Source organism: Kitasatospora sp. NPDC004272, from assembly GCF_053603035.1.
The window spans coordinates 1-19496 of the sequence record NZ_JBSGET010000001.1; the positions used below are offsets into that span (position 1 = coordinate 1).

15 protein-coding genes and 1 tRNA gene are annotated in these 19496 nt (G+C 74.3%); 7 read left to right on the forward strand and 9 right to left on the reverse strand.

The annotated features are described in order from the left end of the window. Window positions 1-1147 (forward strand): response regulator (locus ACWEO5_RS00005; protein WP_452158550.1); only part of this gene is annotated, 1147 nt, incomplete at its 5' end. Between the two features lie 7 nt (window positions 1148-1154). On the opposite strand, the gene ACWEO5_RS00010 is transcribed toward ACWEO5_RS00005, so the two are convergent. Next, window positions 1155-2657, reverse strand: a complete 1503-nt coding sequence (locus ACWEO5_RS00010) for a sensor histidine kinase (RefSeq protein ID WP_452158552.1) — start codon at window positions 2655-2657, stop codon at window positions 1155-1157. Next, window positions 2650-3327, reverse strand: coding sequence for a response regulator transcription factor (locus ACWEO5_RS00015; protein WP_452158554.1), 678 nt, complete (start codon window positions 3325-3327; stop codon window positions 2650-2652). Before ACWEO5_RS00015 ends, ACWEO5_RS00010 begins: the two co-directional genes overlap by 8 nt. Window positions 3328-3462: 135 nt before the next feature. On the opposite strand from ACWEO5_RS00015, the gene ACWEO5_RS00020 reads away from it, so the two are divergent. Continuing rightward, window positions 3463-4164: a PepSY domain-containing protein gene (locus ACWEO5_RS00020; protein WP_452158556.1), complete on the forward strand. Its 702-nt coding sequence runs from the start codon at window positions 3463-3465 to the stop codon at window positions 4162-4164. Window positions 4165-4238: 74 nt separating this feature from the next. Here the strand turns inward: ACWEO5_RS00020 and ACWEO5_RS00025 are convergent, their stop codons facing one another. The 3 genes from ACWEO5_RS00025 to ACWEO5_RS00035 form a co-directional block, all read right to left on the reverse strand. Then, a complete protein-coding gene (locus ACWEO5_RS00025; protein WP_452158558.1) occupies window positions 4239-4742 on the reverse strand; it encodes a DUF4396 domain-containing protein in 504 nt (167 codons plus the stop codon). A gap of 119 nt (window positions 4743-4861) precedes the next feature. Then, entirely contained in the window at window positions 4862-6568 is a 1707-nt protein-coding gene (locus ACWEO5_RS00030; protein ID WP_452158560.1) for a long-chain fatty acid--CoA ligase, read from the reverse strand. A gap of 331 nt (window positions 6569-6899) precedes the next feature. Next, window positions 6900-8051: a DUF1906 domain-containing protein gene (locus ACWEO5_RS00035; protein ID WP_452158562.1), complete on the reverse strand. Its 1152-nt coding sequence runs from the start codon at window positions 8049-8051 to the stop codon at window positions 6900-6902. 294 nt (window positions 8052-8345) lie between these two features. On the opposite strand from ACWEO5_RS00035, the gene ACWEO5_RS00040 reads away from it, so the two are divergent. After that, complete coding sequence (locus ACWEO5_RS00040; protein WP_452158564.1) at window positions 8346-9179, forward strand: EamA family transporter; 834 nt, start codon at window positions 8346-8348, stop codon at window positions 9177-9179. Between the two features lie 242 nt (window positions 9180-9421). Here the strand turns inward: ACWEO5_RS00040 and ACWEO5_RS00045 are convergent, their stop codons facing one another. After that, complete coding sequence (locus ACWEO5_RS00045) at window positions 9422-9754, reverse strand: hypothetical protein (protein ID WP_452158566.1); 333 nt, start codon at window positions 9752-9754, stop codon at window positions 9422-9424. Between the two features lie 524 nt (window positions 9755-10278). After that, window positions 10279-11643 carry an FAD-binding oxidoreductase gene (locus ACWEO5_RS00050; protein ID WP_452158568.1) on the reverse strand — a complete coding sequence of 455 codons (1365 nt, stop codon included), beginning with the start codon at window positions 11641-11643 and terminating at the stop codon, window positions 10279-10281. Window positions 11644-11761: 118 nt separating this feature from the next. Here ACWEO5_RS00050 and ACWEO5_RS00055 point away from each other — a divergent pair, with 118 nt between their 5' ends. Continuing rightward, complete coding sequence (locus ACWEO5_RS00055) at window positions 11762-11983, forward strand: hypothetical protein (RefSeq protein WP_344549670.1); 222 nt, start codon at window positions 11762-11764, stop codon at window positions 11981-11983. A gap of 825 nt (window positions 11984-12808) precedes the next feature. Continuing rightward, window positions 12809-14227: a hypothetical protein gene (locus tag ACWEO5_RS00060; RefSeq protein WP_452158570.1), complete on the forward strand. Its 1419-nt coding sequence runs from the start codon at window positions 12809-12811 to the stop codon at window positions 14225-14227. 442 nt (window positions 14228-14669) lie between these two features. Here ACWEO5_RS00060 and ACWEO5_RS00065 read toward each other — a convergent pair. Together ACWEO5_RS00065 and ACWEO5_RS00070 are read right to left on the reverse strand one after the other, a co-directional pair. Continuing rightward, a tRNA-Ser gene (locus ACWEO5_RS00065) sits at window positions 14670-14755 on the reverse strand. Window positions 14756-14825: 70 nt separating this feature from the next. Continuing rightward, the gene (locus ACWEO5_RS00070; protein ID WP_452158572.1) at window positions 14826-16541 is read right to left on the reverse strand and encodes a S1C family serine protease; all 1716 of its coding nucleotides are present in this window, start codon (window positions 16539-16541) and stop codon (window positions 14826-14828) included. Between the two features lie 399 nt (window positions 16542-16940). On the opposite strand from ACWEO5_RS00070, the gene ACWEO5_RS00075 reads away from it, so the two are divergent. Then, window positions 16941-18320, forward strand: coding sequence for a purine-cytosine permease family protein (locus ACWEO5_RS00075; protein ID WP_452158574.1), 1380 nt, complete (start codon window positions 16941-16943; stop codon window positions 18318-18320). Window positions 18321-18414: 94 nt separating this feature from the next. After that, window positions 18415-19245 carry a glycerophosphodiester phosphodiesterase gene (locus ACWEO5_RS00080; protein ID WP_452158576.1) on the forward strand — a complete coding sequence of 277 codons (831 nt, stop codon included), beginning with the start codon at window positions 18415-18417 and terminating at the stop codon, window positions 19243-19245. Window positions 19246-19496 lie beyond the last annotated feature (251 nt).

A 19496-nucleotide genomic window follows, 5' to 3' on the forward strand; every position in this document is an offset into this window, starting at 1 on the left:
CGCGCCGGCGCTGCCCGCCGCCGACCCCGCCGCCGGGGAGGACCGCCCGCAGCCGGTCGGCAGCGGACTGGGCGAGCTGCTGCCGCCCCGCCCGCTGGGCGGCTTCCAGGCCGCCTTCCCGGCCGCGTTCCCCGGCACCCCGGCGCCCGGCGCTCCGGCCCCCGGCAGCCCGACCCCCCACCAGGCGCCCGCCGCGAACGCGCTGCCCGCGGGCGGGAGCACCCCGTCCGCGGTCGACCCGACGCTGCTGAACGGGCAGCGCCTGAACGGGCAGGCCCCGCAGGGCGCGCCGGGCGAGGGCGGCCCCGGGGCGGCCCTGGCACTGCCCGGCGGCGCCCCGGTCGAGGGGCGCACCCCGCCCCGGCCGGTCGCCGAACTCGCCCCGGCCCGCGGGCAGGCGCCGGACGGCCCGCGCCCGCTGCTGGTGTGGCCCGAGCCCGACCCGTCCACCCGGGGCGCGCTGGAGGCCCGCGGCTTCAGCCCGGTCGTCGTCGCCTCCCGCGAGGAGGTCGACGCGCAGGTGCCGCAGACCCCCGCCGCGCTGTTCGTCGACCCGCTGACCGGGCCGATCACCCGCACCGCGCTGCAGTCGCTGCGCACCGCCGCGCTGGCCGGACGGGTGCCGGTGCTGCTGGCGGCCGGCCTCGGCCAGGCCACCCGGGACGCCGCGTACGGCGCCGACCCGGCGGTGCTGCTGCGGGCGCTCGCGCCCCGGGACGGCGAGAACCACGCGGCCCGGGTGCTGCTGGTGGAGTCCGACCCGGAGGTCGCGGCGGCGCTGGTGGCCAGCCTGGAACGGCGCGGCATGCACGTCGAGCACGCCGCCGACGAGAACGAGGCGGTGGCCCGGGCCAGCAGCATCCAGCCGAACCTGGTGGTGCTGGACCTGCAGCGGATCGAGCGCCGCGACCTCGGGCTGCTCGACTGGCTGCGCGCCAACGACCGCCTGCACCGCACCCCGCTGGTCGTCTACACCTCGGCCGACCTGGATCCGCAGGCCCGGGCCGGACTGCGCACCGGCGAGAACGTGCTGTTCCTCGCCGAGCGCTCCACCACCGAGGACGTGCAGGGGCGGATCGTCGAACTCCTGGCCAGGATCGGCGCGTTGGGCCAGGTCGTGGCGGCGGGCAGCGGCGTCTCGTTCTGACCTTCCGTCAATTTGCCCGCGAGAGTGGCCCGGCCAGTGGGAGGCGGGCCACCAGGCGGGCACCGCAGGGGAGTTCGGCTCCGTCCGGCTGCCCGGCGGCGCACAGGGTGCCGCCGTGGTGCTCGGCCAGGTCCCGGGCGATGGCCAACCCCAGCCCGGCGCCGCCGAGTTCGCGGCTGCGGGCGTCGTCGAGCCGGGTGAAGCGCTCGAACACCCGCTCCCGGTCCGGCTCCGGGATGCCCGGGCCGTCGTCGCGCACCTCCAGCACCGCCGCGCCGTCCTCGACGGCGAGGCGGACCTCCACCCGGCCCTCCGCGTAGCGCTGGGCATTGTCCACCAGGTTGGTGAGCAGCCGGGTCAGCCAGGTGCGGTTCCCCAGCACCCGTACCCCGTCGGCCAGTTCGGCCCGGACCGGGACGCGGTCGGCCGGGCGGGCGTCCAGCACGTCGGCGAACAGCACGTCCAGGTCCAGGAGTTCGGTGGCGACCGGGTCGGCGGCGTCCAGCCGGGCGAGCAGCAGCAGATCGGCGGCGAGGTCCTGCAGGCGGACGGTGTCCTGCAGGGCGTCGGCGAGCAGTTCGGGCCACGACTCCGGATCGGGGTGGGCCAGCGCGACCTCCAACTGGGTGCGCAGCACGGCGATCGGGCTGCGCAGTTCGTGCGAGGCGTCGGCGATGAAGCGGCGCTGGCGCTGCCCGGCGTCCTCCAGCCGGTCCAGGGTGGCGTTGACGGTGACGGCCAGCCGGGAGACCTCGTCGGCGGTGCGCGGCACCGGCACCCGGCGGTGCAGGTCGTGGCCGGTGATCTCGGCGACCTCGGAGCGGATCGCCTCCACCGGGCCCAGCGCCCGGCCGGTCACCCGCCAGGTCACCAGGGCCACCAGCGCCACCAGCAGCGGCAGGGCGACGGCGAGCGCGGCGGCGGCGGTGCGCCCGGCCGCGTCCACCGTGCCGGTGGGTGCGGCCGAGTAGATGGTGAGCTCCCCGTCCGGGCCGTTGACGGTCACCGAGACCACCCGCTGCTCCGGGTCCTGCACCAACGCGCCGACGTACGCCCGGCCGTCCGGTTCGAAGGTCTGCCGGTACGAGAGCGGACCGTCCGGCGGCCGGGGCAGTTCCGGGGCCTGCGGCAGGGGGAGGACGACGCCGTAGGAAGCCGCCAGGTCGGGGGTGGTGGAGATCAGCTTCCCGCCGGAGTCGACCACCCGGACGATCGTGCCGCCGGGGCCCGCGATGACCGGCGGCAGGTGCTCGCGCTCGGCCAGCGCGGCCACCTTGTCGGCCTGCCGGACGGCGGACTGCTGGACGTCCCGGGACAGGTTGGCCTGCAGCACGCCGAGCAGGGCCACCGCGGTGCCGCTCAGGGCGAGGGCCACCACGGCGGTGGCGGCGAAGGTGGCCCGGGCCCGCACCGAGCGCGGCAGCAGGCGGCGCAGGGCACGGTGCGGGCGGCGCAGGGCACGGTGCGGGCGGCGGCGCGGGGCACCGTGCTCCTCGTCGTGGTCAGCCACCGTCCACCGCCAGCCGGTAGCCGGCCCCGCGGACCGTCCCGACCGCGCTGCGGCCGAACGGGGCGTCGATCTTCCGGCGCAGGGCGCTGACGTGCACCTCGACGATGTTGGGGTCGCCGTCGAAGGCGGAGTCCCAGACGCTCTCCAGGATCTCCCGCTTGGACACCACCCCGCCGGACGCCCGGGCCAGACACTCCAGCACCGCGAACTCCCTTGTGGTCAGCCGTACTTCGATGCCCGCCCGGGTGCAGGTCCGGCGGGCCGGGTCGATCGACAGGTCACCGAACTCCAGGGTCTGCGGCAGCCGGCGCCCGGTGCGGCGGACCAGCGCGCGCAGCCGGGCGACCAGCACCACGTACGAGAACGGCTTGGAAAGGAAGTCGTCGGCGCCGGTGTCCAGCGCCTCGGCCTCGTCGAGTTCGCCGTCCTTGGCGGTGAGCATCAGGATCGGCGTCTCGTCACCGGCCGCGCGCAGCCGGGAGCAGACCCGGTAGCCGTTCAGCCGGGGCAGCATGATGTCGAGCACGATCACGTCGTAGTCGTGCTCGGTGGCCAGCCACAGCCCCTCCTCGCCGTCGTGGGCGAGGTCGACGGCGAAGCCCTCGGCCCGCAGCCCGCGCTGCAGCGTGGCGGCGAGCCGCCGTTCGTCCTCCACCACCAGTACGCGCATGGCAGACAGCGTCGCAGGCGTCCGGCCCGAGCGGTGGGGCGGCTTCAGCCTGGCTTCAGGCGGGCGGCTGCATGCTGGGCGCCCGGCCGAACGGGACCGTTCCCCGGCCGCTTTCCCACGAGGGGGTCCACCCAGATGTCCGCACCGCAGTCGCCCGAGCCCGGGGCCGGGTCCGCGTCCGAGCCCGCGTCCGCGTCCGAGTCCGTTGCCGCTCCTGCTCCCGCCTCCGGTTCCGAACCGACCGATCTGACCAAGCTCGCGCCGCCGGAGCCCGGGACGGCCGCGCCCGCCTCCCCGCGCCCGCGGCGGCTGCTGCCCCGGCGGCGCGGGGTCCGCTGGCTGCTGGGCGCCGCCGTGGTGGTGGTGCTGGGCGCGGTGGCCGTCGGCGCGGGTGCCGCGCTGGAGCGCCACCACGACCGCTCGGTGCCCGTCTTCGACCGCGCCCACGCGGGGTGGGGCCCGGTTCGTGCCCCGGGCGTCCCCGAACTGCCGGACGGGGTCGGCAAGCTGGTGATCCGCGGCGAGGACGGCTCGGTCGAGGTCGTCCCCGGCGACGGGGCGCTGCCGCCCGGCGTCTCCGTCGGGCAGGGCGCCGGCCCCGGGGACGGGAAGCTCGCGCCCGCCGCGCTGCCCGCCGTCCCCGCCGACCAGGCCCTGGCCAAGGCCCTCGCGGCCGTTCCGGACGGCAAGGCCGCCGCCCTCGCGGTGGTCGGCCGCGAGGGCGGCGGGAGCTCCTGGTCGGTGGAGGTGCTCGGTGCGGACGGCGTGCGCCACCTGGTGACGGTGGACGGCACGGACGGGTCGGTCACCGGCAACACCGTCGCCGCCGGGCGCTGAGGCCGCCGGGCGCTGAGGCCGCCGGGCGCTGAGGCCGCCGGGCGCTGAGGCCGCCGGGGTCCGGGCTGCCGGGGTCAGTGGTAGGCGTGGACCACCGCGTGGCCCCGGCCCCGGCCGATCAGCCAGCGGTTGACCGGGACGGTGACCAGGAAGGCCAGCACCAGGGAACCGGCCAGCGACGCCCAGAACAGGAGTTGGCCCAGGCCGGCGTCCATCGCTCCCGGCACGGCCACCATGACGCCGTTGTCGATCAGCTCCATGACCACGATCGACACGGTGTCGGCGGCCAGCGCGACCTTGAGCGCGGCCCGGAAGGACAGGCCGGCCCGCAGCACGCCGCGCATGGTCAGCGCGTAGCCGAACACGAAGGCGAGCGCGGTCGACAGCACCACGGTCGCGCCGTTGTGCAGGCCGAGGCCGACGCCGATCACCTGGCCGAGCACCTCGCCGATGGCGCAGCCGGTGAGGCAGTGCAGCGTCGCCTGTGCGGCGGTGCGCCAGCTGCTGCCGCCGACGCCGTGGTGCGGGTGGCCTCCGTGGCCGGCGTGCTCGTGCCCGGGGTGCGCGCTGTGCTCCATGACGGCCCTCCTCGTCCGGTCCGGCGGGTTCTCCCGGTCGCAAGGAACGTTATACCCCCCTGGGGTATTTCGAACCGGCTGCCGGGATCCTCCCGGGGAAGGCCGTCAGGAGTCCCGGCTCAGCCCTGCTCGGCCCGGCCGCCCTGCTCGCCCTGGCCACCCTGCTCGCCCTTGCCGAGCAGCGTCACGGCGAGGCGGTCGGCCGCGTAGTCCGCGCGGATCACCTTCTTGTCGAACTTGCCGACCGAGGTCTTCGGCACCGACTCGATCACCGACCAGCGCTCCGGCAGCTGCCAGGAGGCGACCCGCTCGGCCAGGAAGGCCCGCAGCTCGGGGAGTCCGGCCGTGGCGCCGGGGCGCAGCACCACAGTGGCCAGCGGGCGCTCGCCCCACTTCTCGTCCGGGACGGCCACCACGGCGGCCTCGGCGACCTCGGGGTGGGCCATCAGGTGGTTCTCCAGGGCGACCGAGCTGATCCACTCGCCGCCGGACTTGATCACGTCCTTGGCGCGGTCGGTGAGCGTCAGGTAGCCGTCGGCGGTGATGGTGCCGACGTCGCCGGTGCGCAGCCAGCCGTCCGGGCTGAACTTGTCCTCGGGCGCGTCGGCCTCGTTGCCCGCACCGCCGAAGTACGCCCCGGCGATCCACGGGCCGCGCACCTCCAGCTCGCCCTCGGCGACGCCGTCGTGCGGCACCGCCTCGCCGCCGGGGCCGATCAGCCGGGCCTGCACGGAGGACGGGAAGACGCCCTGGGTGACCCGGTAGGCCCACTCCTCCTCGCCGGTGACGCCGGCCGGCGGGTGGGCGACGGTGCCCAGCGGGGAGGTCTCGGTCATGCCCCAGGCGTGGATGACCCGGATGCCGTGCCGCTCCTCGAACGCCTTCATCAGCGCGGGCGGACAGGCCGAGCCGCCGATGACGACGGTCTCCAGGGTCGAGGTGTCGTAGTCGCCCGCGTCCAGCTCGTCCAGCAGGCCGGTCCAGATGGTCGGGACGGCGGCGCCGAAGGTCGGCTTGACCCGGTCGATCATCGTGGCGAGCGGCTCGGGCTGCAGGAAGCGGTCCGGCATCAGCAGGCTCGCGCCGGTCATGAACGCCGCGTGCGGAATGCCCCAGGCGTTCACGTGGAACATCGGCACGACCGGCAGCACGGTGTCGCGGGCGGTCAGGCCGAAGCTGGAGGCGGCGATGATCTGCATCGAGTGCAGGTAGATCGAGCGGTGGCTGTAGACCACGCCCTTGGGGTCGCCGGTGGTGCCGGAGGTGTAGCAGAGCGCGGCGGCCTGCTTCTCGTCGATGTCGGTCTGCCACGGGTAGTCGGTCGGCCGGCCCGCGAGCAGTTCCTCGTAGTCGTGCACCGTGCCGCCGAACCCGGCCAGCAGCGCCGGGTCGTACCCGCCGGACACCACCACGTGCTCGACCGTGCCGGCCAGCTGCGGCAGCACGGCGGCCAGCAGCGGCAGCACCGAGCCGTTGACGATCACCACCCGGTCCGCGGCGTGCTGGACGATGTAGACCAGCTGGTGGGCGGGCAGCCGCAGGTTCAGGGTGTGCAGGACGGCGCCCATCGACGGTATCGCCAGGTACGCCTCCTGGTGCTCGGTGTTGTTCCACATCAGGGTGCCGACCGGCTCGCCGTCGACCACCCCGAGCTGCTCGTGCAGCGCGTGCGCGAGCTGGGCGGCGCGGGCCCCGACCTCGGCGAAGGTGCGCACCACCGGGCCGTCCTCGGTCCAGGTGGTGACGGTCGACCGGCCGTGGATGGTGGACCCGTGCTGCAGAATTCGGGCGACTGTGAGCGGAACGTCCTGCATCGTGCTGTACACGGGTCCTCCTTGACCGGCCGGCACGTTGCTACCGACAGGTAGCAACCGATGCTTTCGATTGTTTCCCCGCTCCTCCCCCGCTGTCAGTAGTCGCAACCGAGATGAGACCGACGGCTCCCGCCCAGGTCGCGGGACGTGCACGCCCGAGTCCGGGGCGTGGCGGAACCCCGGTCGGCGGCCCCGCCGGGCCGACCGCTTCGAACGGCGGAGGACCACCCGTCCGTCCGCTCCCCGCGCCGGCCCCGGGCCGCGGGACGCCGGCCTCGCGCCGTGGCCGCGCCGACCTCGCGCCGTAGCCCCGCCGGCCTCGCGTCGTGGCCGCGCCGGTCGCTCAGCGGGCGACCGGGCCGTCCAGCTGGTCGCGGTCGATGGTCAGCGCGGCGCCGCCGTACGTCTCCTGGGCGTTGCCGTGGTGCTGGTGGATCCGGGCGTGGTCGGCCCACAGGTCGTCGCCGAGCCGGCCCGCGCCGTCGGTGGTGGTGGCCCGGTCGTCCCAGCGGGCGTACCAGACCGCGTCCGGCAGCGGCGCGCTGCCGGCCCGGGCGGCGGCGGCCAGGTCGGCCACGCCCGCGTCGGTGGAGGAGTAGAAGCCGGAGCGGTAGCCCGCCCGGTGCAGCGCCTGCGTCCAGCCGACGGTGAAGTCCATCACCGCCTGGCTGCACGCCGAGTCGCCGCGCGGGTACGCCTCGACGTCCAGGTAGACGGGGGTGCCGGTGCGCAGGCCGAGGTCCTTCACCGCGCGCACCGCCTCGGCGGCCTCCTCCTTGCCCTGCTGCACCGCCTTCGCCGGGTCGATCCGCTGCGCCTTTCCGGCCGCCGTCATGCACGGGGCCTGCCGACCGACGTGGGTCGGCACCACCCGCCAGCCCATCGCCCGGACCTCCCGCACCCAGGCCGCGGTCAGCCGGGGCTGCGCACAAGCCCGCTGCCGTCCGCTGGTGTAGATCCCGACCGCCTCGTACGGGGAGGTGCCCCACCAGGCGCGCATGGTCTCCAGCGGGGGCGCCGTGCAGGCGTCGAACCCGGCGCCGGTGAACACCTCCACGGGCAACGGGGAGCGGCGCGAACGCAGCGGGTCGGACAGCACCGTACGGCTCAGCCGGACCAGTGGCGGCTCGGCGGCGGACCCGGTCGCCGTCCCGGTCGCCGTTCCGGTCACGACCCCGGTCACGACCCTGGTCACGACCCCGGTCGCGGCTCCGGGGGCCGTCCGGGCGACCGTCCCGGCGGCCGTCAGCGGGGCGGCCTGGTGGGCCACGGCGGGCAGCCGCTGGGCGGTGAGCTCGGGGGTGAGCTGCTGCTCCTGCCTCTGCCCCTGCCTCTGCCCCTGCTGCCGTGCTGCGGCCGGGGGCGCGGGGCGGGCTTCGGCCCGGGCGGGGGTGGCCGACGGGCCGGCCGCCAGCATTCCGACGGCGTCCTGGTCGGTGGCGAGCAGCAGGACGAGGGACGCGGCCGTCAGGGCCGCCGGGCCGAGGTAGCGCATCCCTCCAGGACTACCGACGCGGCGCCGGGTCGTCCGGCAGGACACGCTGCCGGTGCCGCCGGGTCACCCGGGCGGCTCCGTGCCGCACCCTGCCGGTAACCGGCTTTGACCATTTGTGCTCCTTACGCCAGACTCGATCCCATGTCAGGCGCGCCCCTCACCGTTGAAAGAACAAGCGAAATCCCGATCGCCACCACCGTTTCGAAGGTCGATACCGGATCCGGTCGAACCCGCCCGGCCGAACGCGGTGTGCGGCGGCGGGTGCGGCGGCGGCTGGGGAGCGTTCCGGCGCCGGTGCTGTGCCTGGTGTCGATGCTGGCGGTGCAGCTCGGCGTGGCGGCGTCCAAGCCGCTGTTCGGCGTGCTGGGCGTGGCGGGCGCGACCTTCCTGCGGATCTCCTTCGCCGCCGTCGTACTGCTCGCCGTCACCCGGCCCCGGCTGCGCGGCCGCAGCCCCCGCGACCTGGCGCTGGCCGGGCTGCTGGGCGTCGCCTCCGCCGGGATGACGCTGCTGTTCGCGGCGGCCGTCGACCGGCTGCCGATGGGCACCGCCGCCACCATCGAGTTCCTCGGCCCGCTGGCCGTCGCCCTGGTCTTCGCCCGCCGCGCCGGGCACGTGCTGTGGGCGGTGCTGGCCGCCGCCGGGGTCGCCCTGCTCACCCTGCTCGGCGGTGGCGGCTCCGGCGGCCTCGACCCGGTCGGTCTGGCCTGCGCGTTCGGCGCGGCCGCCTGCTACGCGGGCTACATCCTGTTCACCGACAAGGTCGGCGCGGCCTTCCAGGGCTTCGAGGGCCTGGCGGTCTCGTTCACCATCGGCACCGTCGTGCTCGCCCCGTTCGGCGCCGCCGAGGCGTTGCACGGCCTGTCCGGCTCCTCCTCCCCCGTCCTGCTGCTGCTCGCCGTCGCGGGCGTCGCCCTGCTCTTCCCGGTGCTGCCGTACGCGCTGGAGATGACCGCGCTGCGCCGGATGTCGCAGCGGGTGTTCAGCGTGGTCGTCAGCCTGGACCCGGCGGTCAGCGCCCTGGTCGGGCTGCTGGTGCTCGGCCAGGTGCTGGGCCTGCCGCAGGTGCTCGGCATCTGCTGCGTGGTCGTCGCCAGCGTGGGGGCGACGCTCACCGCGCGCCGCTGAGCCCCGGCGGGGGCCGGACTCCGCTCCTGCCCCGTTCCGGGTCCGCTCCGGTTCCGCTGGGACCGGGAAGCGCCTCGGGGGCGCGGCGGCCGCCGTAGCGGCACCGCGCCCCCGAGGGGTGCTGATCGTCGTTCGTCGTGTGCCCCGAGGCGGTGACCCTTTCCGTTCCCGGGTGCTCCGGCGGTCCGTGCTCCGTCCGGTCCGGCGCCCCCGCCGGTCCGTCCGCACCTCCCGCCGGGAGGTCAGTACGAGTAGACCGGCGCGAAGACGAAGTTGAAGTTCTTGTTGGACTGGTCCGCGTAGACGACGCCCGAGTTGCCCTTCACCCCGAGGGTGTTGTTCTGGTTCGACGCACCGGCGCCGGTGGCCGTCTGCTGGGCGGAGTTGTAGTTGCCGTCGACCGACCCGAAGATGTTGCCGCTGCCGAAGTCCGAGACCACGCCGCTGTTCGAGCCGTGGTCGGCAGCCGCACCGCTGTCGGCCGCCGCGGCACCCGCTCCGGCCAGCAGCAGGCCGGCGGCGAGCGGGACGGACGCGACCAGCGCGGCCAGACGTGTGGTGCGGGAGCGCGCCATGGGATTCCCTCCGTTGGTACTTACCGGTCATTGCTAGATGGAAAGTCGTTCCGGAGTCCGTGGCCAGACGGGGCTCCGGGGGCTGCGACGCCGAGGAACAGACTTCCGCAACAAATCGACAAAGCACCAGCACCGCTGAGTCTTTTCCCCCATTAGCGTGACGCGGGGGCAAGGGCGCATAACCCCGGGACGATCGGTTCGTCGACAGACACACCGCTCACCAGCTGCGACTTGGCCCGAACGGCGGGGCCCGGCACCCCGTTCGGGCGGGGGCGCGGCCACCGGTTTCCGGCGAGTCGTGCGAGCCCCGGGGCGCACGAACGGTCGGCCCACGCCCCTTTCAGGTCGAATGACCGCGCCAAGTCGATATTTCAAGCCACCCGGCCGGATTTCTCCTATCATGCGGATGCCGGATTATGATGGTCAGGTAAATTGCGCGCGAATTTCCCGACCATCATCTTGTGATGGTCGGGAAATACCTCCGCCGGTCCGGGGCGGTGCGGCCGCCGCCCCGCCGGCCCCCGTCAGAGCACCTTCCCGGGGTTGAGGATGCCCAGCGGGTCGAACGCCGCCTTGATCTGCCGCTGCAGCTCCAGCCCGACCGGGCCGAGCTCCCGGGCCAGCCACTCGCGCTTCAGCAGGCCGATGCCGTGCTCGCCGGTCACCGTCCCGCCCAGCTCCAGGCCGAGCGCCATGATCTCGTCGAAGGAACTGCGGGCCCGGGCGGTCTGCTCCTCGTCCTTGGCGTCGAAGATCACCACCGGGTGGGTGTTGCCGTCGCCCGCGTGCGCGACCACACCGATGGTCAGCCGGTGCCGGTCGGCGATCTCCGCGACGCCGCTCAGCATCGCGGCCAGCGCGCTGCGCGGCACCGCCACGTCGTCGATCATCGTGGTGCCCAGCCGTTCCAGTGCGGGCAGCGACAACCTCCGTGCCTGCAGCAGCAGTTCGGACTCCGCCCGGTCCTCGGCCGGCACCACGCCGGTGGCCCCGGCCGCGGTGCACAGCTCGCCGACCGCGGCCAGCCGCTCCCGCTGGTCCGGGCCGTCGAAGGCGACCAGCAGCAGCGCCCGGGTCGACTCCGGCAGCCCCATCCGGGCCATCTCGTTCACCGCCCGGACGGTGGTGGCGTCCATCAGCTCCATCAGCGAGGGCGTGTGCCCGGCCGCCATCACCTCGCACACCGCCGCCCCTGCGGCGTCCACCGAGTCGAACTCAGCCGCCAGCACCAACTGCGGCCCCGGTGCGGGCCGTAGCGCCAGCACCGCCTCGACGACCACGCCCAGCGTGCCCTCCGAACCGACCAGCAGCCGGGTCAGGTCGTACCCGGCCACGCCCTTCGCGGTGCGCCGCCCCGTCCGCAGCAGTCGCCCGTCGGCCAGCACCACGTCCAGGCCGAGCACGTACTCGGCGGTCACGCCGTACTTCACGCAGCACAGGCCGCCGGCGCCGGTGCCGATGTTGCCGCCGATGGTGCAGGACTCCCAGCTCGACGGGTCCGGCGGGTAGGCCAGCCCCAGGGCCTCGGCGGCGCGGGACAGTTCGGCGTTGACCACGCCCGGCTGCACCACGGCGATCCGGTCGACCGGGTCGAGGCGCAGGATCCGGTTCATCCGGGTCAGCGACAGCAGCACGCAGCCGTCCACCGCGTTCGCCCCGCCCGACAGTCCCGTCCGGGCGCCCTGCGGAACCACCGGCACCCGCAGCTCGGTCGCCGTCCGCAGCACGAACTGCACCTGCTCGACCGTCTCCGGGAACACCAGCACCGCGGGCTCGCCCGCCGCGCAGAACCCGGCCATGTCCCGCGCGTACGCGGCCGTCACGTCCGGATCGACCGCGACCGCCCCGTCCGGCAGCCCCGCGCGCAGCCGTTCGACCAACCCACCCACGACAACCTCCACTCGTCTCGTCCGGCACTCTCCTCCCCCTCCGCCGTCCGGACAACCTCCCGCCGCCCCTCCCGCCGCCCCCTCCCGCGGTGTCGGTCCGATCGGGCACCCTGGGCCCATGCGCGCACCACGGATCCAGTGCCCCGACTGCGACCGCCCGGTCGCCCTCATGCCCACCCGCCGCACCGGCTACGGCGTCGTCCACGACCACAAGCGCGACCGCCGCTCGCTCGCCCTGTGCACCGGCAGCATGCGCCAACTCCCCCTCAGCGAAGCCACCCTCTGGCAGGACGCCCTCCCCGGCCTCCCCGGTCCGGAGGCCCCGCCCACCCTGTTCTGACCCCGGCCCGTCCGGCTCCGGCTGAGACCGGCCCCGGCGGAGGCTGACCACCCTCCGCCGCTCCGGGGAGCATCCCGTCCCGCAGGCCGGCATCCAGGGGACACCCATGACGCAGCACGGCACCGCCCGGTACCAGTACTTGGAGTCGCTCGACTCCTCACGCACCCTGCGGGCCAGGACCGGCGCCGCCGTCGACCACCACCCGTTCCGGGTCCACCTGCACGGCGCCCGGTCGTACCGGGAGGCCGCGGACCTGATCCTGGCCCGGGCCCGGACCGCCGACCCCGCGCAGCCGTTCCTCAGCCGCCTGCTGCCCGAACTCAACGGCCCCGCCGCGTGCCGCCTCGGCACCGACCAGCCGGAGCACTTCGACAACCGCAGTCGGCTGCGCGCCTCCCGCTCCCCGCTTGACCAGGCACGTCTGGGGCACGGGGCGGACCTGCCCGAGAAGGCGATGCAGCTCCGGAACGTCGTGTGCAGGTCGATCGCACGAAATCTCCCCCGACAATTCAGTTGTTTGCGGACGGATCGTGGCGGAACCGGCGTCGTACGATCTCCGCCGGAGCGTCAACCGGTGGCCCCGCCGAGGGGAAGGGACCGTGAAACTCGGACATGGGTCGGGGGCGTACGACGGGGGTGCGCGAAGGGACCGGGCGGGTTGCAGGAGGCGTCTCGTGAGCGGTTACACAGTGGTGACAGGATCACGACGATGAGCCAATCAATGATCTGACAGGATCTTCACATCGCAGCCGCTGAGGTTCACGAACGAGCAGCGGGCTGATTTCTGACGCTCATCCAATTGACCAGTTCCTGGGGGGAACCACCATGTCCGCACGCCCGTTCGCTCGCCGCTCCCGCCTGCTCTCCGCGATCACCCTCGCCGTCGCCACCGGTGCCGCCGTGCTCACCCCGGCGACCGCATTCGCCGGCACCTCGGCCGACACCCCGTCCGCTGCTTCGTCCGCTCCGGCCGCCACGCCGTCCGCTACTTCGTCCGCCCCCTCCGACCCGGCCGCCACCCCGTCCGCTACTTCGTCCGCCTCCTCCGACCCGGCCGCCGCCAAGCCGCTGACCGCGAAGCTGTCGGCGCCCTCGGAGATCACTCCGCTGACGCGTGGTGGCAGCACCGAGAGCATGACGCTGACGGTCACCAACGACTCGGACCAGGCACAGCCGTTCCACCCGGAGGTCCTCGTGACCCCGACCGGTCCGGCACTGACCATGGACGACCCGTACAGCTTCAGCGCCCAGGCGATCGACGCGCCGCCGACCTGGGGGCTGGCGACCTGGAGCGAGAACCAGTCCGGCGGCTGGGTGCTGCCGGACCACGGGATGCCCTCCAGCCAGTTCACCGTGCCGGCCCACCAGACCTACACCTGGTCGGTCTCCGTCGGCGCCACCGCTCGCCTCGCCGCAGCTGACTCCGCCCTGACCTTCACCCTGGCGAACGACGCGGACAACAGCACCAACCTCGGCTCGGTCACCATCCCGATCACCCCGATCACCAACCCCGACCCGGCCGCCGCCAAGCCGCTGACCGCGAAGCTGTCGGCGCCCTCGGAGATCACTCCGCTGACGCGTGGTGGCAGCACCGAGAGCATGACGCTGACGGTCACCAACGACTCGGACCAGGCACAGCCGTTCCACCCGGAGGTCCTCGTGACCCCGACCGGTCCGGCACTGACCATGGACGACCCGTACAGCTTCAGCGCCCAGGCGATCGACGCGCCGCCGACCTGGGGGCTGGCGACCTGGAGCGAGAACCAGTCCGGCGGCTGGGTGCTGCCGGACCACGGGATGCCCTCCAGCCAGTTCACCGTGCCGGCCCACCAGACCTACACCTGGTCGGTCTCCGTCGGCGCCACCGCTCGCCTCGCCGCAGCTGACTCCGCCCTGACCTTCACCCTGGCGAACGACGCGGACAACAGCACCAACCTCGGCTCGGTCACCATCCCGATCACCCCGATCACCAACCCCGACCCGGCCGGTTCGTCCACCGGTCAGGGTTCGTCCGCCACCAAGCCTGCGGGTGCCGCGGTGCCCGCCGCCCTGGTCGCCCCGGTCGCCGGCGCCCCGGTCGCCGCCACGCTCACCAACGACACCACCACTCCTGCCGCCCACAACCTCGCCTCCACCGGCGGCGGCAGCAGCGCCCTCCCGCTGGTCGGTGCCGGCGGCGCCATGGTGGTGCTCGGTGCCGGCGCGATCCTCTACTCCCAGCGCCGCCGGGCCGCACAGGGCTGACCACCACCGCGCCGCACGGCAGGACACAGAACCAGAAGACGGTGCCCCGAGTCGCGCAAGCACTCGGGGCACCGCCGGTGAAGATGAGGCCTTGAGCCTCGCGGCTGTCCTGGCGGGCATGGGGCGGGTGAATCCGGCCGAGCCGATCGATTCGTGCGAGCGGCCGGAGGACCGAGAGATCCAGCGAGGTCTCACGGTGTGCGGCGGGACGAGGCAGAGGGCCCCGGGCGGGCGAGTGACGTCGGTGGCGGCAGCGAACCGGGCAACACCCGAGGATGTGCCGCCCTGCTGGCACTGAACGGAGCGGAAGGGCGGACCGGGTCCGAAAACCCTGACGCCCGCCAGGTGCGCGCCCCGTTCAACAGCCCGGCACGGAACGACTCAGGGCGGGTACCGGAATCTCTCCGGTACCCGCCCTGAGGTGCGGTTTCATCCGCCTGCGCGGAGGGTGTGGGATTTGAACCCACGGTGGCGCGAGGCCACGACAGTTTTCAAGACTGGTCCCTTAGGCCGCTCGGGCAACCCTCCTCGGTGGGGGTCAGCCTAACGGGTCGGAGCGGCCCGGGTGCACACCGTTTCCGGGGCGGGGTGGGCGGGGTCAGTTGTCGCCCTTGCGCTCGCCGAGGGTGACGGTGGTCTTGGCGGCCTTGCCGTCGCGCTTGTACTCGACCTCGACCTTCTCGCCGGGCTTGTGCGTCCAGATCTCGCTGACCAGGGTCGGGCCGCTGTCGATGGCGATGCCGCCGAGCTTGGTGATGACGTCGCCGGCCTTGAGGCCGGCCTGGTCGGCGGGGCCGCCGGGGGTGACGGCGGGGGTGCCCTGGACGGCGGTGGTGGAGATCTGGGCGCCGTCGCCGGTGTAGTTGTCGTTGCGCAGGACGCCGAGGATCGCGTAGACGGGGGTGCCGTCCTTGATCAGGGTCTGGGCGACCCACTTGGCCTGGTTGATCGGGATGGCGAAGCCGAGGCCGATGGAGCCGGCCCGGCCGTTGCCGCTGGTGTTGGACTGGATGGCGGAGTTGATGCCGATCACCGAGCCGGAGGCGTCGAGCAGCGGGCCGCCGGAGTTGCCCGGGTTGATCGAGGCGTCGGTCTGCAGGGCGTTCATGTAGGAGGCCTGCGCGCCGGTCTCGTCGCCGGAGGCCACCGGGCGGTCCTTGGCGGAGACGATGCCGGTGGTGACGGTGCCCTCCAGGCCGTAGGGGGCGCCGATGGCGATGGTGGCGTCGCCGATGGCGACCTTGTCGGAGTCGCCGAGCGGCAGCGGGGTGAGCTTGTCGGTCGGCGGGTTGTCGAGGCGGACGACCGCGACGTCGTAGCCCTGGGCGCGGCCGACGACCGAGGCGCCGTAGGAGGAGCCGTCGGAGAACTTGACGGTGAGCTTGCCGCCGTTGGCGGCGGGGGCGACCACGTGGTTGTTGGTCAGGATGTGGCCCTCGGTGTCGAAGACGAACCCGGTGCCGGTGCCGGACTCGCTGGAGCCCTCGGCCTTGATGGTGACGGTGGAGGGCAGCGCCTTGGCGGCGATCCCGGCGACCGAGTCGGGGGCCCGGTCGAGGTTCTGGTGGGTGTCGCCGACCGAGACGGTGGTGCTGCTGTGGCCGGCGCTGCTGCTGCCGCCGTTCTTGCCGTGGTCGGTGACGGAGGCGCCGATCGCGCCGCCGACCAGGCCGGCGACCAGGGCGACGGCCGCGACCAGGGCGACCAGTCCGCCGCGCTTGCGCTTGCGGGGGCCGCCGTCGCCGGGCTGCGGGGCGCCCCAGGGGCTGCCGGGGCCGCCGCTGCCGGCGCCGCCCGCGGGGTCGCCGCCGGTGGGGTGGCCCCAGCCGCCGACCGGCTGGCCGGCGCCGAACGGGTGCTGCGGGTGCTGCGGGTGCTGGGGGGCGTTCGGGTCGCCGGGGGCGGCCGGGCCCTCCTGGAGGACGGGCGCGGGCAGGGTCGGCAGCGCGGTCTCGGTCACGGCCGGGGCGGGCGCGGCGGCGACCGGGGCGGCGGCCTCGTCCGGGCGGGCGAACGGGCTGGCCGGTTCGGAGACCGAGCCGTACGGGTTCTGGAACGGCGGCGGGGTGTCCAGCGGAGCCGGGGCCGGGGCGGCGGGGGCGGCGGGCACCTTGCCGAGCTGGATGGTCTGGTCGGCCGCGGGCGCCTCCGGGGCCGGAGCCGGGACCTGGGGCAGCACCGGCGGCGGCGCGTCCAGGTAGGCCGGGGCGGCGGGCGCGGCGGGCGTACCGGAGCCGGCGGCCACCGCCTCGGTGCCGGTGGGCCCGGTGGCCTTCTCCGGCTGGGTGGTACCACTCGTGTGCTCGGTGCTCACGGACGACCTCCATCGCTGAACAGAACCTTCGGCCGCGAACCGCGGCGCCGGGATCACGCTTCACAACCTCGGGGCACAGTTTTTCCTATGCCGGATTCGGACACCGTAAGCGGGGCCCTGAAGAAATCATGAGAAGCCTTAGGCCGCCCTGACATGCACACCAGGACGTGCGCGCCGGCAGTCCCGCGATGCGGACGCCCCGCCCCCCGGTCTTGGCGTTCCCCCGGCCGGAGGCTAGCCTGTCGCTCCTGTAAACCGAAGAACGTCGCGGGAGCTTGGACCAGCCAGGCTGAGAGTGCGCCGGTTCGACCGTAGGGCATGGCGGTGACGCCACCACGGCCGAGGGGGCGCTGACCGCCGGAACCTGTCCGGGTAATGCCGGCGTAGGGAGTATCGGCCATGACGGCTGTTCCGTCTGCCCAAATTTCCGATGGCGCGCCCGGGGCGCGTCCCGAGGCCCCGCTGACCCTCGACACCGCCCCGCCGCGCACCCTGGACTTCCGGGCGCTGTTCGCGCTCTGGGCCAACCTCGGGGTGAGCCTGATCGGCTTCACCAGCGCCGCGACGGTGCTCGGCGAGCCGGGCGGGGAGCTGGGCTTCGCGGCCGCCGTGACGGCGGTGGTCGCGGGCACCGCGATCGGCACCGCGATGCTGGCGGTGGCGGCCCTGGTGGGCGCCCGGACCGGCGCCCCGGCGATGGCGGTGCTGCGCGGCCTGTTCGGCACCCGGCTGTCGTACCTGCCGACGGTGCTGAACATCGTGCAGTGCGTCGGCTGGGGGGTGTACGAGCTGACGGTGGTGGCCTGGGGCGCGCAGACCGTGTCCGGCACCGCGGGCTGGCGCTGGCTGTTCGTGCTGCTGGCGGGCGTGCTGACCACGGTGCTGACGATCTGGCCGCTGGGCGCGATCGCGGTGCTGCGCAAGTACGTGGCGGTCGCCGTGGGCGTGGCGATGGTGTACTTCACGGTGCAGTTCGCCCGGCGGGGCTTCCCGGACCCGGGCGCGGGCAACTGGCACGGCTTCCTGCACGCGACGGACGCGGTGATCGCGGTGTCGGTGTCCTTCGTGCCGCTGGCCGCGGACTACACCCGGCACGCGCGCAGCTCCGCGAAGGCGTTCTGGGCGACCTTCTCCGGCTACACGGTGGCCCAGGTCTGGTGCTACGTGCTGGGCATCGTCGCGCTGCTGCAGTCGGGCGGCGACGAGAGCCGGATCTTCGAGTCGTTCACCGGCGTGGCGGCGGGCTGGGCGTTCCTGCTGGTGCTGGTGCTGCGGGAGACCGACCAGTCGTTCGCGAACGTGTACTCGACGGCGATGTCGATCCACAACCTGTGGCCGCGGGTGGACCGCCGGGTGCTGACCGGCGCGATCGGCGTGCTGGTGACGGTGCTGGCGCTGCAGATCAAGGAGTTCACCGACTCGTACTACGGGTTCCTGGGCCTGATCGGCTCGGTGTTCGTGCCGCTGTTCGCGGTGCTGGCGGCGGACTACTTCCTGGGCGCGGGCCGGCGCGGCTGGAACCTGGGGCAGGACGCCCCGGCGCGCTGGTCGATGCTGCTGCCGTGGGTGGTGGGCTTCGCGGTGTACCAGCTGCTCGCCCCGTCCGACATCGGCGGCTGGTGGACCGGGTTCTGGGAGGGCGTCCAGCGGGCGGTGCACTTCACCCCGCGGGCGTGGTCCTCGGCCTCGCTGTTCTCGTTCCTGGTGGCGGCGCTGGCCACCCTCGCGGTGACCGCGCTGGAGCGCCCGGGGACCGCGGAGCCCGCAGGGCGTTCCTGAGGGGCCGCGGGAGGCTGCCGGGGGAGCGGCTGTTCACCCGCCCGCCACCGCGCCGGGGGACGGCGGCCACCGGGCGCCGCGTACGGTGGTCGGCGTGGACACCCAGCACAGCGCGGCCGGTTCGCCCGCCGCCCGGACGGACCGCACGGACCGCACCGACCGCTCGGCGGTCAAGGTGATCGCCCACCGGGGTTCCTCGGCGGCGCTCCCGGAGCACACCGAGGAGGCGTACCGGCGGGCGCTGGAGGAGGGCGCGGACGGGCTGGAGTGCGACGTCCGGCTCACCGCCGACGGGCAGTTGGTGTGCGTGCACGACCGCACGGTGGAGCGGACCTCGGACGGGCGGGGCACGGTGTCGGCGATGACGCTGGCCCAGCTCTCGGCGCTGGACTTCGGCTCCTGGAAGCACCCGGGGGAGCCGCGGCGCAGCCCGGTGCTCACCTTCGAGCGGCTGCTGGAGCTGGTCGCGGACGCCGGACGCCGGGTGGAGCTGGCGGTGGAGACCAAGCACCCGGTGCGGTACGCGGGCCGGGTGGAGTCCGAACTGCTGCGGGTGCTGGGCCGGTTCGGGCTGCTGCCGGCCGCCCCGGAGGAGTCGGTGGTGCGGGTGATGAGCTTCTCGGAGCTGGCCCTGCACCGGGTCCGGCGGGCCGCCCCGGCGGTGCCCCGGGTGTACCTGTGGGAGCGCCGGCTGCCGGTGCTGGGCCGGACCAGGTCGCTGCCGGGCGGGGCGTCGATCGCCGGCCCGGGCATCGAGCTGGTGCGGCGCGACCCGGGCATGGTGGCGGCGCTGCGCCGGGCCGGGCACCGGGTGCACGTGTGGACGGTGGACCGGCCGGAGGACGTCGAACTCTGCCTGGAGCTCGGGGTGGAGGCGCTGATCACCAACCGCCCGGCGGAGGTGCTGGCCCGACTCGGCCGCTGAGCGCGCGACCGACCGACCGCCGACCGCGCGATCGACCGACCGACGGTCGGCACCCGAGACGGCCCCCGAGACGGCACCAGAGACGGCCCCCGGGGTGACACCCGAGGTCCAATCGCGTGACAGAAATACCGAACGGGGTATTTCCGGACGGTGTTTCCCGCAGATCACCGCCGCCGAACGTGAGGCACACCTCACCTTTTGCCCGCGGTCCGCGCGGATGTCGTTAATGCCGCCATCGGATCGTCGAACGC

Excerpts from the sequence above, each read along its gene's own strand:
- ACWEO5_RS00045 (WP_452158566.1), bottom strand. The coding sequence starts at position 9,754 with ATGGCGCGCTCCCGCACCACACGTCTGGCCGCGCTGGTCGCGTCCGTC.
- ACWEO5_RS00015 (WP_452158554.1), bottom strand. The coding sequence starts at position 3,327 with ATGCGCGTACTGGTGGTGGAGGACGAACGGCGGCTCGCCGCCACGCTG.
- ACWEO5_RS00075 (WP_452158574.1), top strand. The coding sequence starts at position 16,941 with ATGACGGCTGTTCCGTCTGCCCAAATTTCCGATGGCGCGCCCGGGGCG.
- ACWEO5_RS00055 (WP_344549670.1), top strand. The coding sequence starts at position 11,762 with ATGCGCGCACCACGGATCCAGTGCCCCGACTGCGACCGCCCGGTCGCC.
- ACWEO5_RS00035 (WP_452158562.1), bottom strand. The coding sequence starts at position 8,051 with ATGCGCTACCTCGGCCCGGCGGCCCTGACGGCCGCGTCCCTCGTCCTG.
- ACWEO5_RS00060 (WP_452158570.1), top strand. The coding sequence starts at position 12,809 with ATGTCCGCACGCCCGTTCGCTCGCCGCTCCCGCCTGCTCTCCGCGATC.
- ACWEO5_RS00025 (WP_452158558.1), bottom strand. The coding sequence starts at position 4,742 with ATGGAGCACAGCGCGCACCCCGGGCACGAGCACGCCGGCCACGGAGGC.
- ACWEO5_RS00020 (WP_452158556.1), top strand. The coding sequence starts at position 3,463 with ATGTCCGCACCGCAGTCGCCCGAGCCCGGGGCCGGGTCCGCGTCCGAG.